The following is a 14,045-nucleotide window of genomic DNA, read 5'->3' as shown; positions in this document are numbered from 1 at the left end:
CATGACCTCACGTCAACAACTCGCTCAGCAACTCCATCAACAATGGGAAAGCGACCCGCGCTGGAAAGGCGTCAAGCGCGGCTACTCGGCGGACGACGTCGTGCGCCTGCGCGGCTCGGTGCCGGTGGAGCACACCCTCGCGCGGCGTGGCGCGGAGAAGCTGTGGGCGTCGATCAACGAAGAGCCGTTCGTCAACGCGCTCGGCGCGCTGACCGGCAATCAGGCGATGCAGCAGGTCAAGGCCGGCCTGAAGGCCATCTATCTGTCGGGCTGGCAAGTGGCGGGCGACGCCAACGTGGCGGGCGAAATGTATCCGGATCAGTCGCTGTATCCGGCCAATTCGGTGCCGCTCGTCGTCAAGCGCATCAACAACACGCTCACGCGCGCCGACCAGATCCAGTGGTCGGAAGGCAAGAATCCGGGCGATGAAGGCTACCTCGACTACTTCGCGCCGATCGTGGCCGATGCCGAGGCCGGTTTCGGCGGCGTGCTCAACGCGTTCGAACTGATGAAGGCGATGATCGAAGCCGGCGCGGCCGGCGTGCACTTCGAGGATCAGCTGGCTTCGGTCAAGAAGTGCGGCCACATGGGCGGCAAGGTGCTCGTGCCGACCCGCGAGAACGTCGCGAAGCTGACGGCCGCGCGCCTCGCCGCCGACGTCTGCGGCACGCCGACGCTGCTGATTGCGCGCACGGATGCCGAAGCCGCCGATCTCGTCACCTCCGACATCGACGACAACGACAAGCCGTTCCTCACCGGCGAGCGCACCGTCGAAGGCTTCTTCCGCACGAAGCCGGGCCTGGAGCAGGCGGTGTCGCGCGGTCTCGCCTATGCACCCTACGCGGATCTCGTGTGGTGCGAGACGGGCAAGCCGGACCTCGAATACGCAAAGAAATTCGCCGAGGCGATCCACAAGGAATTCCCGGGCAAGATGCTGTCGTACAACTGCTCGCCGTCGTTCAACTGGAAGAAGAATCTCGACGACGCGACCATCGCCAAGTTCCAGCGCGAGCTCGGCGCGATGGGCTACAAGTTCCAGTTCATCACGCTCGCCGGCTTCCACGCGCTGAACTACTCGATGTTCAACCTCGCGCACGGCTATGCCCGTTCGCAGATGAGCGCATTCGTCGAACTGCAGCAAGCCGAGTTCGCCGCCGCCGACAAGGGCTTCACCGCGGTCAAGCATCAGCGCGAAGTGGGCACCGGCTATTTCGACGCGGTCACGCAGACGGTCGAGCGCGACGCATCGACCACCGCGCTGCACGGCTCGACGGAAGACGAGCAGTTCTTCGACAAGAAGGTTGCCTGACTTGCACGTCGACCATCACGCAGCAGCAGGCTGAATCAGGGAGCGCAGTGAAGAAAGCGGCGGCCGCCGTCCTCGCGAAAGCAGGCGGCGGCCGCTGCGCAATGGCAGCTTCTCAGCGATACACGATGACGGGAATCTTGGTATGCGTGAGCACGCGCTGGGTCTCGCTGCCGATCAACAGGCTGCCGAGCCCGCGGCGTCCGTGCGACGCCATCAGGATGACGTCGCAGCCGTTCTGCTCCGCTGCTTCGATGATGCCGATATACGGCGCCGCCTCGATGCTGGTGACGCTGTTGCAGGGCACGCCGGCGTCGTCGGCGGCGCGCATGACCGCATGCAGATGCTCGCGGGCTTCGTTTTCGGCGCGGGCGTGGAAATCGTCGGGCGGCTCGACGGCGACATCCGCGAACGGCGAATACGGATATTGCGGCAGACACGCATAAGCCGTGATGCGCGCGCCAACGGATTGCGCGAGATCGATCGCGCCGTCGATGGCCTTCTGCGACAGCTCGGAGCCGTCGGTCGGCACCAGGATGTGCTTGAACATGGCGTCCTCCTTCGAACCGCGGGGCACGCTTCATTGTAGTCAGGGCCGCGCGGCGGCGAGACGTTTCCCTGCTACGCCTCGTCGCCCCAATATCCCGGAGCGTTGTACGTATGCTTGAGCAGATCGAGGAACAGGCGCACCCGCAGCGGCAGATGCCGGCGCTGCGGAAACACCGCGTGAATGCCGATGGGCGGCGCAGCAAAGCCTTCGAGCACGCTCACGAGCCGTCCTTCACCGATGTCCTCGCCGACCTCCCACCACGAGCGCCACGCGAGTCCGCGTCCTTCCAGACACCATTCGTGCAGGACTGCGCCGTCGGAACATTCCATCGTGCCGGACACCTTGATCGTCACGACGCGGCCGTCCTGCTGGAACACCCAGCCGCGCTGCTGATTCGCCGATGCCCCGAGCGCCAGGCAATTGTGCTGGGCGAGCGCCGCGAGATCGGCGGGCGTGCCGCGGCGCGCCAGATAGTCCGGCGACGCGACGCACACGCGGCGGTTCTCGCCGAGCTTCAGCGACACCAGCGACGAATCCGGCAATTCTCCGAGCCGCACCGCGCAGTCGAAGCCTTCATTGACGAGATCGACCATGCGGTCGGTCAGGTCGAGGCTCACCGACACATCCGGATGCTGCGCGGTGAAGCGCGGCACCAGCGAGGCCACATGCCGCCGGCCGAAACCCGCCGGCGCCGACACGCGCAAGTGCCCGCTCGCCTTCACGCCGCCCGCCGACACGCTGGCCTCGGCGTTCTGCATGTCGTTGATGATGCGCTGGCAATCCTCGAGGAACGCCGAGCCTTCGAAGGTCAGCGTGATCCTGCGCGTGGTGCGCACCAGCAGCTTGACGCCGAGACGCTCTTCGAGCGCATCGAGCCGGCGTCCGATCACGGCCGGCGCGATGCCTTCCGCCTGCGCCGCCGCCGACAGGCTGCCCTTGGCTGCCACCGCGGCGAAGGTTTCTATCTGCTTGAACCGATCCATGCGTTTTCGTCGTCATTCGGGGATACCGGACACAGATTAGGTATTAAAAAGTAAAAGATCAAGTGATGTTGCGGTGCTTTTTCCATCACCTGGATCACGAATAGAATCGGTCCCGACCTCTACACGGAGCGCACGGCTATGTCGGCCAGAACGACACTCAACGCAAACGCGACACCCTCGTCTCTCCCCGACATGCCCCGGCTTCCGCGCGCCGTCATCTTCGATGCCTACGGCACCCTCTTCGACGTCCATTCAGTCGTCGCCGCCGCCGAACAACTGTTTCCCGGACGCGGCGTCGCGCTGTCGCGGCTGTGGCGTCGCAAGCAGATCGAATACACGCAATTGCGCACGCTCGCCGACCCGGCCGGCACGCACTATGAGCCGTTCTGGAAGATCACCGTCGATGCGCTGCGCCACGCCGCCGCGCGTCTCGCGCTCGCCGACGCGCTGACCCGCGCCGCCGAAAAGCGCCTGCTCGACGAATACGCGTGCCTCTCGACGTTTCCCGACATCGTGCCGGCGCTCACGGCGCTGCGCGAGCGCTTCAACCTGCCGCTCGCGATCCTCTCGAACGGCAGCGCGCCGATGCTCGACGTCGCCGTGAAAAGCGCCGGCATGAGCGGCCTGTTCGATCACGTGCTGTCCGTCGATGCCGCGCGCGCCTATCCGCCCGCGCCCGCCGCGTACGCGCTCGGCACCGGCGCCTTCGACGCGCCGCCGCGCGACATCGTGTTCGTCTCGGGCAGCGGCTGGAACGTCGCGGGCGCGACCTGGTTCGGCTACACGAGTTTCTGGATCAATCGCGCGGCGCTGGCGGCCGAAGAACTCGGCGTCGCGCCGCATGGACGCGGGCGCGGCATGGCGGATCTCGTCGCGTTCGTCGAAGCGAGCGCGGCGCGTCCGCCCGCGCGAGAGCGCAGCCGCGCAGCGGGCAATGTGCGCCGCGCGTCGGCGGCCTGATTCGCCACGCATCAATCCCACGCAAGCCACTAAGCAAAACCGTCTGACCGACCATGGAGAAAACAATGACCTCAATTTCGAATCCGCTCACGCTGCCGAAGGGCATGGCAATCTCGGCCGACATCAAGCCGGACTACCAGGCCATCCTGACGCCCGAAGCGCTCGAGCTGGTCGCGGCGCTGCACCGTCAGTTCGAACCGCGCCGCCAGCAATTGCTCGCTGCACGCGTCGAGCGCACCCAACGCCTCGACGCCGGCGAGCGCCCCGATTTCCTCGACGCCACGCACTCGATCCGCGAGAGCGACTGGACCGTTGCGCCGCTGCCGAAGGATCTGCAATGCCGCCGCGTCGAGATCACGGGTCCGGTCGAGCGCAAGATGATCATCAACGCGCTTAATTCCGGCGCCGATTCGTACATGACCGACTTCGAGGATTCGAACGCGCCGAACTGGGACAACCAGATCGTCGGTCAGATCAATTTGCGCGACGCGGTGCGCCGCACGATCTCGCTGCAGCAGAACGGCAAGTCGTACACGCTCAACGACAAGATCGCGACGCTGATCGTCCGTCCGCGCGGCTGGCATCTCGATGAAAAGCACGTGACCGTGGACGGCCAGCGCGTGTCCGGCGGCCTGTTCGACTTCGCGCTCTATCTGTTCCACAACGCGCGCGAGCTGATCGCGCGCGGCAGCGGTCCTTACTTCTATCTGCCGAAGATGGAGAGCCATCTCGAAGCGCGCCTGTGGAACGATGTTTTCGTCGCGGCACAGGAGGCGGTCGGCATTCCGCGCGGCACGATCCGCGCCACCGTGCTCGTCGAGACGATTCTCGCCGCCTTCGAAATGGACGAGATCCTCTACGAACTGCGCGAGCACAGCTCGGGCTTGAACGCGGGACGCTGGGACTACATTTTCTCGGCGATCAAGAAGTTCAAGAACGACACGGACTTCTGTCTCGCCGACCGCGCGAAGATCACGATGACCTCGCCGTTCATGCGCGCCTATGCGCTCGAACTGCTGAAGACCTGCCATAAGCGCAATGCGCCGGCGATCGGCGGGATGTCGGCGCTGATTCCGATCAAGAACGATCCCGCGGCGAACGAGCGCGCCATGGACGGCGTGCGCTCCGACAAGACGCGCGACGCCACCGACGGCTACGACGGCGGCTGGGTCGCGCATCCGGGCCTCGTGCCGATCGCGATGAAAGCGTTCGTCGACGTGCTCGGCGACCAGCCGAACCAGATCGGCAAGCAACGCCCCGACGTCCAGGTCACCGCGCACGATCTGCTCGACTTCCGTCCGGAGGCGCCGATCACCGAAGCCGGTCTGCGCAACAATGTGAACGTCGGCATCCACTATCTCGGTTCGTGGCTCGCGGGCAATGGCTGCGTGCCGATCCACAACCTGATGGAAGATGCCGCGACCGCCGAGATCTCGCGCTCGCAGGTGTGGCAGTGGATCCGCTCGCCGAAGGGCACGCTCGACGACGGCCGCAAGGTCACGGCGGCGCTGGTGCGCGAGATCACCATCGACGAGCTGGAGAAGGTGAGAATGAGCGTCGGCGCAACGGGCGCGGACACGAAGCCGTATGAACGCGCGGCGAAGATCTTCGAGGAGATGTCGACCTCGGCCGACTTCACCGAGTTTCTGACGCTGCCGCTGTACGAGGAGATCTGAGCGTCGTGCTTGGTGACGCCTCGCGTGCGAAAAAACGGCCTGCGGGCCGTTTTTTCGTTTGAGGCGCATGATGGGCCGAGCATGGCGTGTGCTACATTGCGCATCGCCTTTTTCAACGATTCAACCGTGGAGCGCACTCACCGTGCGAACGACAGCATGAGCAACATCCAGCTCGATATCGAATGGACCGAAGCGGCATCGCGCAAGATCGAAAAACTGATGCCGCGCAACGCCAACAAGGACGCTTACCTGGCGCTGCCGCCCATCGAATGCCTGCCGATGGAAGGCGACGTGCTGTTTCTCGGCCCGGACGGCAAGCAGCAGCCGTTCATCGTCGCGGAACGCCAGTACCATCACGAAGGCGACGCCGACTGGACCATCATCCTCATCCTCGACGTGCCGCACGACACGCACTGACGGCGTCCGCTTCCTGCGGGCTTAGATCTGTTTAGAGCGGTTCAGAGGAGTTTCGTAGCCTTGCGCACTTCGCCGTGTTCGCACAGCGCCGGCGCCTTCGCGCGGAATGCCTGAATGTGCGGCGCCTGGCCGTGTGCGTCGAGCGCGTCCTGGCTCTCCCAGCGCTCGACGAAGATGAAGCGGCGCGGCTCCTCGTTGTCGCGATGCAGGTCGTATTGCAATGCGCCGCGCTCCTTGCGCGTCGGCTCGACGTTCGCTTCGAGCACCTGCTTCAGTTCCTCTTCCTTGCCCGGCTTCGCGACAAATATCGCGACAACGGCGACTTCCGACATGAGCTTCTCCTGTCTTCGTTGATTGACGAAGCACGAGCATAACCGTCCGCGTCATACGCTGCCGGAATGAAGCAGCCGCGACACGAACGCGACGCACAAAGAAAAAGCCCGCGTTCCGGTGGAAACGCGGGCAAAAACCGTCGCCCTACGAGGATAGGCGACGGGGCCATCGGGGCTCGCTGCATGGCGAGCCAATGTTCGGCATGTCTGGTTCATTGCGCGGGATGACTCGCTTGTCGAAGAAGCTTCGAGCGGCGATTCGCGCCATTGATGCAATGTACTATCCAGAGGCCCATTTTTTATAAGCTTTTGCGCACATTTCCCGATCGAAAGAATTGTCTGCGCATATCGCAGGCGAGTTTCGCATTAGCGCGCATTACGAAACGAGCATGCGATGACCGGTTGTCCTGGATACTTCGCGAACGATGCAAACAAAAACGCCTCCCGAAGGAGGCGTTCCGAAGTGCAGCGTCTCGCGAGAGAGATCAGCTGATCTGCCCGGCGAGCAGCGCCATGATCTGACGCGCTTGCGGCGACGAGTCCGGATTGCCCTTGTCATCGACGATAGCGACGCGCGTCTGCGCTTCCGTCACGGCCCGCACGTTGACCTGATACTGCTTGGCCTTCATTTCCTTGCGGCCGTGGAAGACCTGGCTCCAGAAGCCCTGCTCCGCCGATGTCTTGTCGGTCGGATCCACGTAGCGCACGTAGTACATGCCCTTGGCGCGATCGCGGTCATCCACGGTGAAGTTGGCGCGGTCGAGCGCGGTGCCCACGCGCAGCCAGGCGCGATCGTAGGCTTCCGGCAAGGTGATTTGCGAGGTATCGGCCTCGGGCACGACTTCGTTGCGGATCGGCGTGTTGCCGGCATTCGCGACGTTCTGTGCCGCAACCGAAGCCGCCTTGGCATCGCCGCCCTTCGCGCCTTGCGCACCGGCCACGTTGGCCGCAGCAGGCGTATCCAGCGAGGTCGCCCCGCCCGAAGCCGCGCGCTGGTCGGACAACGCTAGCGACGACATCAACCGCTTCAGGTATTCGTTCTCGAGCGCGGGATCGTTCGGACGTGCCTGCCACTGGCTCGAATCGTTGTTGACGCCGGTGAGCGCCTCACGCATGCCCTTCTGGCTGACGAACACGTAGGTGCCGCCGTCCGGCGCCTTTTCGAGACGCGTCCGGTACTTGTTGCGCTCGGCCGTGACATACGAATTGCCGGTGGCCTTGGCGAGCGTGTCGCGAATCAGGCCGTCGGAAATCTGCGGATGAGTTTCGTTCCAGTCCGTCTCCATCACGCCCTTGTCGCGCTGATCCACCACCAGCAGGAAGCCCTGCTCCTGCCAGAAGCGCCGGATCTGCGGCCACACTTGATCGGGGGACTTGCCGTCGACCACGAGCCAGCGCTCGGCGCCGTCCCGCTGGATGTGCATGCCCGAGACGGGCGGCACGACGGTCGGCGCGTTCGGCGCGACTTTCTGTACTTGCTGGAGATCGGAGAGCGAGGCCTGTCCGCCCTGCGGCGGCAGCGAGCGCGAGTCGGATGCTTCGTCGATCAGATTTGGCGGCACGGCGAGAGACACCTGCTTCGAACGCTGATCGCTCTTGTAATTGAACGCATTGGGATTGGTCGAGCCGCATCCCGCCACGATTCCTGCTACCGCGAGCAGCGCAGCCATGCGCGTGGCTGCCCGCGTGGTGAGCTGCTGGGTTACCCGCCTGGTTACACGAAAATCTGTCATGTCTGGAAAGTCCTTCCGCTACGCCACGGGCGTTCTTCCGTGGATCAACCCGTTATTTTACCGATCCCGCGCGCGCAGGTGCAAAAACACGGGATATCCCTCATGACTGGCACTGTGCGATGAATCGGAGAGCCGTGCTTGCATCGATTCACGGTGCCGGCGCAACGCGCAGATAGCCCACCGCATCGACACGGCAACAAATGACAATTTATGACGATTGGCCAAATCGGCGATAGCGGTTTGTGCTCGCGCCAAGCCGCTGATTCGTATTGGAATTTCCCGATGGGCGCAATGTTCGGCGCGCTCTTGCTCAAAAGCAGCCATCTATTGCGAAGCCTAACCATAACCCTAGAATCTCCTCTCAAACAATACGAAAACTCCCAATTTGAGAGAGGGATTCGATGACGAATATCAGACATCCTAAAAATATCGCGCGGGGGCTGGCGATAGGTTCCCTGTTGCTGACGGCGACTGCGACCGCTCATCTCGGCGGCACCGTGCGCGCGTCGGACGAAGCATCGGATGCTGTCATGCGGCGGGCGCAATCGGGCCTGCCGGCCTTCAGCGAAACGACCGACGCGAACGGGATCGTCATCCGCGAATATGTCGATGGAAACGGCGCCGTCTACGCCGTGTCCTGGCGAGGGCCCGCGATGCCGGACATCCAGGCGCTTCTCGGCGCGCATTTCGAGACGTTCAGGGACGGCGCGCTGGCATCGATGGGCACGCTCGGGTTGCACACGGCACAGGTGGCGACGGGAGACCTGGTCGTCGAGAACCACATGCGCCTGCGCGAGTTCAGCGGACGCGCATGGCTCGCGAACGCGCTGCCGCCCGGCATGAACGCGTCGGACATTCAGTAGGAGGCCGCCATGCCCTGCCTCGAAGCGTTTCGTGAAGCCTGCGCGCTGCTGCTCGTCGCGGCGCTCTGTTCGCTGCTGGCTGCCTGCGGCGGCGGTGGCGGAGGAGATGGCGCAGCAAGCGGGGCCAGCGCCCGCGGGACCGCCACCGCCCAACCCGCCTCACCCGCATCTTCGGCTGCACCCGCGCAGGCAAGCGCACCGGACGCGGCGAGCACGGCCGTCGTGCAATCGTCGTTGCCGAACGTGCAGCCCGTCACCGTGTCGCGCACCGCCACCGACACGCGCAACATGCTGCAAACCAGCGTGACGCTCTGCGTGCCGGGTACGAACACCTGCCAGACCATCGACGGCATTCAGGTCGATACCGGATCGCACGGCCTGCGCGTCCTGGCCTCCGCGCTCGATTCGACGATGGCGCTGCCGCCCGTCGCGGGCAGCACGTCCGGCTCGGTGATGGCGGAATGCGCCGTGTTCGGTTCCGGCTACACGTGGGGCGCGGTGCGTCAGGCGGACGTCCGGCTCGCGGGCCAGATGGCGGCCTCGACGTCGGTGCAGATCATCGCCGATCCCGCGGTGCCCGCCGTCGCGCAGGATTGCAACCAGTCGGGACTGTCGATGCTCAACGCAACCACCCTGCGCGGCAACGGCATTCTCGGCATCGGGCCATTCGTCGCCGATTGCGGCGCGAACTGCGCCAGCTCGCCCATGCCGCGCTGGTATTACCAATGCACGGCGGGCGCGTGCGCGGCAAGCCCGCTTGCGGTCGCGCAGCAGGTGACGAATCCGGTCGCGAACTTCGCCACCGACAACAACGGCGTCGTGATCGAACTGCCCGACGTGCCCGATAACGGCGCCTTCAGCGTCAACGGCACGTTGACCTTCGGCATCGGCTCGCAGGCGAACAATGCGCTCGGCTCGGCCACGGTGCTTGCGGCGAATTCGTCGAGCGCCTACGTGACGACGGATTTCGGCGGCGCGACCTATGGCGCGAGTTACATCGACAGCGGTTCGAACGGCCTGTTCTTTCCCTCGACGACGCTCGCACGCTGCGGCGTATGGTTCTGTCCGGCGACGACGCAGTCGCTCAGCGCGACGATCCGCTCGCCGGCAGGCGCGCAAAGCACGGTGAACTTCAGCGTCGCGTCCTCGACGAGCCTGTTCGGCAGCGGCAACTACGCCTTCGACAATCTCGCGGGGCCGTCGAACAGTGGCTTCGCCTGGGGCCTGCCGTTCTTCTTCGGCCGGCGCGTCTTCACGGCGTTCCAGGAACGCGCGACGCCTGCCGGCGCCGGACCTTACTACGCGTTCTGAGCCGCGCATGAAAAAAGCCGTCCCGGTTTGCGCCGGGACGGCTTCAGGATCTGCTTCGAGATCTGCTTCGACAATGCGCCCGAGGCTAGGCCTGCTTCTGCTTCTCTTCGTCGAAGATCTTCTGCGCCAGGTGATAGGCCGAGTTCGCCGCCGGCACACCGCAATACACGGCCGTCTGCAACAGCACTTCCTTGATCTCGTCCTGCGTCACGCCGTTGTTCTTCGCGGCGCGCAGATGCAGCGCAAGTTCCTCGCTGCGATTCAGCGCCACCATCATCGCGATCGTGATGAGGCTGCGCGTGTGCCGCGGCAGGCCGTCGCGCGTCCAGATCTCGCCCCATGCATAACGCGTGATGAAGTTCTGGAAATCGGTCGTGAGTTCGGTGCGGTTCGCGAGCGACCGGTCCACGTGCGCGTCGGACAACACCGCGCGGCGCACCTTCATCCCGGCTTCGTAGCGTTCGTCATCGGTCATGCTCATGCTCCAAGAAAGTCGAGAACGGCGCTGGTGTATTCGTTGCGCTTTTCGATGTTCGACAAATGCGCCGCGTCCAGTTCGAGATAACGCGCGCCTTCGATATAACCCGCCAGCTCGCGGCCCTGCTCGGCGGTCGTCGAGAGATCGTGCGTGCCGGCGATCATCAGCACCGGCAGCGTGATGGTCTTCGCTTCGTCGCGCAGGTCGGCGTCGCGGATCGCTTCGCAATTCGACGCGTAGCCGTCGCCCGACGTATGGCGGAACACATCGCGGATGTTGGCGAGCGCGAGCGGCTCGCGCTCGATGAACGGCGCGGTGAACCAGCGTGCGATCACGGCGTCGGTGAGCGCGGGCATGCCGCCCGGCTCGCGCGCTTTCGCAGCGCGCGGCGTCCACACCGCGTCCGAGCCGATCAGCGCCGCCGTATTCGACAACACGACGCGCGCAAAGCGCTGCGGATGCCGCGCCGCGAGGCCGATGCCGGTGAGACCGCCCATCGACAGCCCGCAGTAGTGCGCGCGCTCGATCTTCAGATGATCCATGAGGCCGATCACGTCGCCGATCAGCTGATCGATCGTGTACGGCCCCGACGGCACGTCCGAGTGACCGTGGCCGCGCGTGTCATAGCGCAGGACCCGGTAGCGCTGCGCGAACGCCTCGATGTTCGGCGTCCACATCGACACATCCGCGCCGAGCGAGTTGGACAGCACGAGCCACGGGGCGCTGTCGCCCGCCGTGGCATCGACGCGATAGTGAAGCCGGGTTCCGTTGACTTCAGCAAGAGGCATGTCTTAACGCTCCTGTTCTTTCGGTTCTTTCAAGTTGGCGTTCGCGATGGCGGCATCGACGAACGACTGCGCCTGTCCGACGTAGTTCGCCGGATCGAGCAAGGATTCGAGTTGTGCGCGCGACAAATGGCGCATCACGGTTTCGTTGGCGGCGAGTGCTTCGAGCAGCGGGCGGCCGTTCGCGACCGCCGCCTTCGATGCCCCTTCCACCAGCTTGTGCGCCTCCATCCGGCCGATGGCATCGCCCAGCGCCAGCATCACCGCTTCGCCGAGCACGAGGCCGTGGGTGGCATCGAGATTCTGTGCGAGCCGTTCCGCGTTCACCTCCAGCCCCGCGACGATGCCGTTGAGATTCGCCACCGCGCCCGCCGCCAGCCGCGCGAGATCGGGCAGCGCTTCCCACTCGGCCTGCCAGCCGCCGAGCGCGCGTTCGTGCTCCTGCACCATGCCGGCGAAGATCGTCGCGACGAGATTCGGCGCGCGCGTCGCGGCCGTCAGCACCGCCGCGCAGCCGACCGGATTGCGCTTGTGCGGCATCGTCGATGAACCGCCCTTGCCCGCCGCCGCCGGCTCCGCGACTTCGCCGACCTCGGTCTGCATCATCAGCGAGATGTCGCGCGCGATCTTGCCGAGCGTGCCCGTCAGCATGCCGAACCAGGCCGCGGCTTCCGCGATGCGGTCGCGCTGCGTATGCCACGGCAGGACGGGCAGCGTCAGATGCAGATCGTCCGCGAGCGACTGTGCGACCGGCAACGCGTGGTCGCGCAGACTCGCGAGCGTGCCCGCCGCGCCGCCGAACTGCAGCACCAGCGCGCGCGCTTTCAGCTCGCCCAGGCGCGCGCGCTGGCGCGTGATGGCGTCGAGCCATTGCGCGAACTTGAGCCCGAGCGTGATCGGCAGCGCCTGCTGCAGCCACGTGCGGCCGATCATCGGCGTCGCGCGGTGCGCCTGCGCCTGCGCGGCGAGCGCCGTGGCGAGCGTGCGCAGGTCGGCATCGAGCTGATCGAGCGCGGCGCGCAGTTGCAGCACCAGTCCCGTGTCGATGATGTCCTGGCTCGTCGCGCCCCAGTGCACATACTTCGCGGCCTCGGCGTCGCGCGCCTTGACCACCGCCGTCAACTGCTTGACGAGCGGAATCGCCAGATTGCCGCCCGCCTGCGCGCCGCTCATCAAGGCTTGCGCGTCGATCTCGTCGGCCTGGCACGCGGCGACGATGGCGTCCACGGCGCTCGCCGGAATCACGCCATGCAGCGCCGACGCACGCGCGAGCGCGGCCTCGACGTCGAGCATCGCCTGCACCGTCGCGCGCGGCGACCAGAGCGCGTTGGCGGCCTCGCTGCCGCAGATCAGATCGGTGAGACGTCCCGTGGCTGCGAACATGCGCTTACACGCGCTCGATGACGATCGCGATGCCCTGGCCCACGCCGATGCACATCGTGCACAGCGCATAGCGGCCGCCCGTGCGATGCAGCTGATAGCTCGCGGTCGTGACGAGACGCGCGCCCGATGCGCCGAGCGGATGGCCCAGCGCGATCGCGCCGCCGTTCGGATTGACGCGGGCGTCGTCATCGGCCACGCCGAGCATGCGCAGCGTCGCGAGCCCTTGCGCGGCGAACGCTTCGTTCAGCTCGATCACGTCCATCTGGTCGATGCTCATGCCGAGGCGCGTCAGCAGCTTCTGCGACGCCGGCGCCGGGCCGATGCCCATCACGCGCGGCGGCACGCCTGCCGTGGCGACGCCGAGAATGCGCGCGCGCGGCGTGAGGCCGTGGCGCTGCGCGCTCTCTTCGTCGGCGATCAGCATGGCGACCGCGCCGTCGTTCACGCCCGACGCATTGCCGGCCGTCACCGAGCCGTCCGGCCGCACGACGCCCTTCAGCTTCGCCAGCGCCTCGAGCGTGGTTTCGCGCGGGTGTTCATCGCGCCCGACGACCAGCGGGTCGCCCTTCTTCTGCGCGATCGTCACCGCGACGATCTCCTGCGCCAGCGTGCCGTCCTGCTGCGCACGGGCCGCCTTCTGCTGCGAGCGCAGCGCGAACGCGTCCTGATCGGCGCGGCTCACCTTGTAGTCGTCGGCGACGTTTTCGGCGGTTTCCGGCATCGAATCAACGCCATATTGCTTCTTCATCAGCGGATTGATGAAGCGCCAGCCGATGGTCGTGTCGTGGATCTCGGCGGTGCGCGAGAACGCGCTCGTCGCCTTGCCCATCACGAACGGCGCGCGGCTCATGCTTTCGACGCCGCCCGCAATCATCAGCGTGGCTTCGCCCGCCTTGATCGCGCGCGCGGCAATGCCGACCGCGTCCATCCCGGAGCCGCACAGGCGGTTGACGGTCGAGCCCGGCGTGCCGACCGGCAGGCCCGCCAGCAACGCCGACATGCGCGCGACGTTGCGGTTGTCTTCGCCCGCCTGGTTGGCGCAGCCGTAGATCACTTCGTCGACCGCGTCCCAGTCCACATCCTTGTTGCGTTCGATGAGCGCGCGCAGCGGCACGGCGCCGAGATCGTCGGCGCGCACTGACGAGAGTGCGCCGCCGTAACGGCCGATCGGTGTGCGGATCGCATCACATACGAAGACGTCTTTCATTGCTTGGCTCCAGTATTGTCTTGTGTATCTCAGGCTCGGGCTTCGGCTTCGGCTCGGGCTC

14 protein-coding genes are annotated in these 14,045 nt (G+C 65.7%); 6 read left to right on the top strand and 8 right to left on the bottom strand.

Annotated elements, in window-relative coordinates; all coding sequences use genetic code 11:
• Position 1: 1 nt before the first annotated feature.
• Positions 2-1,309 carry an isocitrate lyase gene (gene aceA / locus QCE83_RS05460; protein WP_309808041.1) on the top strand — a complete coding sequence of 436 codons (1,308 nt, stop codon included), beginning with the start codon at positions 2-4 and terminating at the stop codon, positions 1,307-1,309.
• Between the two features lie 112 nt (positions 1,310-1,421).
• Here aceA and QCE83_RS05455 read toward each other — a convergent pair whose 3' ends face one another.
• A complete protein-coding gene (locus tag QCE83_RS05455) occupies positions 1,422-1,856 on the bottom strand; it encodes a universal stress protein (RefSeq protein WP_309808040.1) in 435 nt (144 codons plus the stop codon).
• 71 nt (positions 1,857-1,927) lie between these two features.
• On the bottom strand, positions 1,928-2,839 hold the full coding sequence (locus tag QCE83_RS05450) for a LysR family transcriptional regulator (RefSeq protein ID WP_309808039.1): 912 nt from the start codon (positions 2,837-2,839) through the stop codon (positions 1,928-1,930).
• Positions 2,840-3,031: 192 nt separating this feature from the next.
• Here QCE83_RS05450 and QCE83_RS05445 point away from each other — a divergent pair, with 192 nt between their 5' ends.
• From QCE83_RS05445 to QCE83_RS05435, 3 genes are all read left to right on the top strand, one after another.
• On the top strand, positions 3,032-3,799 hold the full coding sequence (locus QCE83_RS05445) for a haloacid dehalogenase type II (protein ID WP_309808038.1): 768 nt from the start codon (positions 3,032-3,034) through the stop codon (positions 3,797-3,799).
• A gap of 74 nt (positions 3,800-3,873) precedes the next feature.
• Entirely contained in the window at positions 3,874-5,475 is a 1,602-nt protein-coding gene (gene aceB, locus QCE83_RS05440; RefSeq protein WP_309811479.1) for a malate synthase A, read from the top strand.
• A 156-nt stretch (positions 5,476-5,631) separates the two neighbouring features.
• On the top strand, positions 5,632-5,892 hold the full coding sequence (locus QCE83_RS05435; RefSeq protein ID WP_309811476.1) for a DNA-binding protein: 261 nt from the start codon (positions 5,632-5,634) through the stop codon (positions 5,890-5,892).
• Between the two features lie 41 nt (positions 5,893-5,933).
• Here QCE83_RS05435 and QCE83_RS05430 read toward each other — a convergent pair whose 3' ends face one another.
• Positions 5,934-6,224: a putative quinol monooxygenase gene (locus QCE83_RS05430; protein WP_309808037.1), complete on the bottom strand. Its 291-nt coding sequence runs from the start codon at positions 6,222-6,224 to the stop codon at positions 5,934-5,936.
• Between the two features lie 485 nt (positions 6,225-6,709).
• On the bottom strand, positions 6,710-7,957 hold the full coding sequence (bamC, locus tag QCE83_RS05425; protein ID WP_404984160.1) for an outer membrane protein assembly factor BamC: 1,248 nt from the start codon (positions 7,955-7,957) through the stop codon (positions 6,710-6,712).
• A 401-nt stretch (positions 7,958-8,358) separates the two neighbouring features.
• Between bamC and QCE83_RS05420 the strand changes: the two genes are divergently transcribed.
• Together QCE83_RS05420 and QCE83_RS05415 are read left to right on the top strand one after the other, a co-directional pair.
• Entirely contained in the window at positions 8,359-8,820 is a 462-nt protein-coding gene (locus tag QCE83_RS05420; RefSeq protein ID WP_309808036.1) for a DUF2844 domain-containing protein, read from the top strand.
• Between the two features lie 9 nt (positions 8,821-8,829).
• Complete coding sequence (locus QCE83_RS05415; RefSeq protein WP_309808035.1) at positions 8,830-10,131, top strand: DUF3443 domain-containing protein; 1,302 nt, start codon at positions 8,830-8,832, stop codon at positions 10,129-10,131.
• 85 nt (positions 10,132-10,216) lie between these two features.
• Here the strand turns inward: QCE83_RS05415 and pcaC are convergent, their stop codons facing one another.
• The 4 genes from pcaC to pcaF are packed head-to-tail and all read right to left on the bottom strand — an operon-like array spanning position 10,217 to position 13,984.
• Positions 10,217-10,606, bottom strand: coding sequence for a 4-carboxymuconolactone decarboxylase (gene pcaC, locus QCE83_RS05410; protein WP_309808034.1), 390 nt, complete (start codon positions 10,604-10,606; stop codon positions 10,217-10,219).
• Positions 10,607-10,608: 2 nt separating this feature from the next.
• A complete protein-coding gene (gene pcaD, locus QCE83_RS05405) occupies positions 10,609-11,397 on the bottom strand; it encodes a 3-oxoadipate enol-lactonase (protein ID WP_309808033.1) in 789 nt (262 codons plus the stop codon).
• Positions 11,398-11,400: 3 nt separating this feature from the next.
• Positions 11,401-12,777: a 3-carboxy-cis,cis-muconate cycloisomerase gene (locus QCE83_RS05400; protein ID WP_309808032.1), complete on the bottom strand. Its 1,377-nt coding sequence runs from the start codon at positions 12,775-12,777 to the stop codon at positions 11,401-11,403.
• A gap of 4 nt (positions 12,778-12,781) precedes the next feature.
• Positions 12,782-13,984, bottom strand: a complete 1,203-nt coding sequence (pcaF, locus tag QCE83_RS05395) for a 3-oxoadipyl-CoA thiolase (protein WP_309808031.1) — start codon at positions 13,982-13,984, stop codon at positions 12,782-12,784.
• Between the last annotated feature and the right edge of the window lie 61 nt (positions 13,985-14,045).

Source organism: Caballeronia sp. LZ034LL, from assembly GCF_031451215.1.
In the GTDB taxonomy this organism is placed as follows: domain Bacteria; phylum Pseudomonadota; class Gammaproteobacteria; order Burkholderiales; family Burkholderiaceae; genus Caballeronia.
Note: the sequence above shows the minus strand (reverse complement) of the source record. Positions and strands in the feature narration are given on the sequence as shown.

Bases quoted from the DNA above. Each gene is read 5' to 3' on its own strand.
- aceA (WP_309808041.1), top strand. From the start codon at position 2: ATGACCTCACGTCAACAACTCGCTCAGCAACTCCATCAACAATGGGAA.
- QCE83_RS05455 (WP_309808040.1), bottom strand. From the start codon at position 1,856: ATGTTCAAGCACATCCTGGTGCCGACCGACGGCTCCGAGCTGTCGCAG.
- QCE83_RS05450 (WP_309808039.1), bottom strand. From the start codon at position 2,839: ATGGATCGGTTCAAGCAGATAGAAACCTTCGCCGCGGTGGCAGCCAAG.
- QCE83_RS05445 (WP_309808038.1), top strand. From the start codon at position 3,032: ATGCCCCGGCTTCCGCGCGCCGTCATCTTCGATGCCTACGGCACCCTC.
- QCE83_RS05435 (WP_309811476.1), top strand. From the start codon at position 5,632: ATGAGCAACATCCAGCTCGATATCGAATGGACCGAAGCGGCATCGCGC.
- QCE83_RS05430 (WP_309808037.1), bottom strand. From the start codon at position 6,224: ATGTCGGAAGTCGCCGTTGTCGCGATATTTGTCGCGAAGCCGGGCAAG.
- bamC (WP_404984160.1), bottom strand. From the start codon at position 7,957: ATGACAGATTTTCGTGTAACCAGGCGGGTAACCCAGCAGCTCACCACG.
- QCE83_RS05420 (WP_309808036.1), top strand. From the start codon at position 8,359: ATGACGAATATCAGACATCCTAAAAATATCGCGCGGGGGCTGGCGATA.
- QCE83_RS05415 (WP_309808035.1), top strand. From the start codon at position 8,830: ATGCCCTGCCTCGAAGCGTTTCGTGAAGCCTGCGCGCTGCTGCTCGTC.
- pcaC (WP_309808034.1), bottom strand. From the start codon at position 10,606: ATGACCGATGACGAACGCTACGAAGCCGGGATGAAGGTGCGCCGCGCG.
- pcaD (WP_309808033.1), bottom strand. From the start codon at position 11,397: ATGCCTCTTGCTGAAGTCAACGGAACCCGGCTTCACTATCGCGTCGAT.
- QCE83_RS05400 (WP_309808032.1), bottom strand. From the start codon at position 12,777: ATGTTCGCAGCCACGGGACGTCTCACCGATCTGATCTGCGGCAGCGAG.
- pcaF (WP_309808031.1), bottom strand. From the start codon at position 13,984: ATGAAAGACGTCTTCGTATGTGATGCGATCCGCACACCGATCGGCCGT.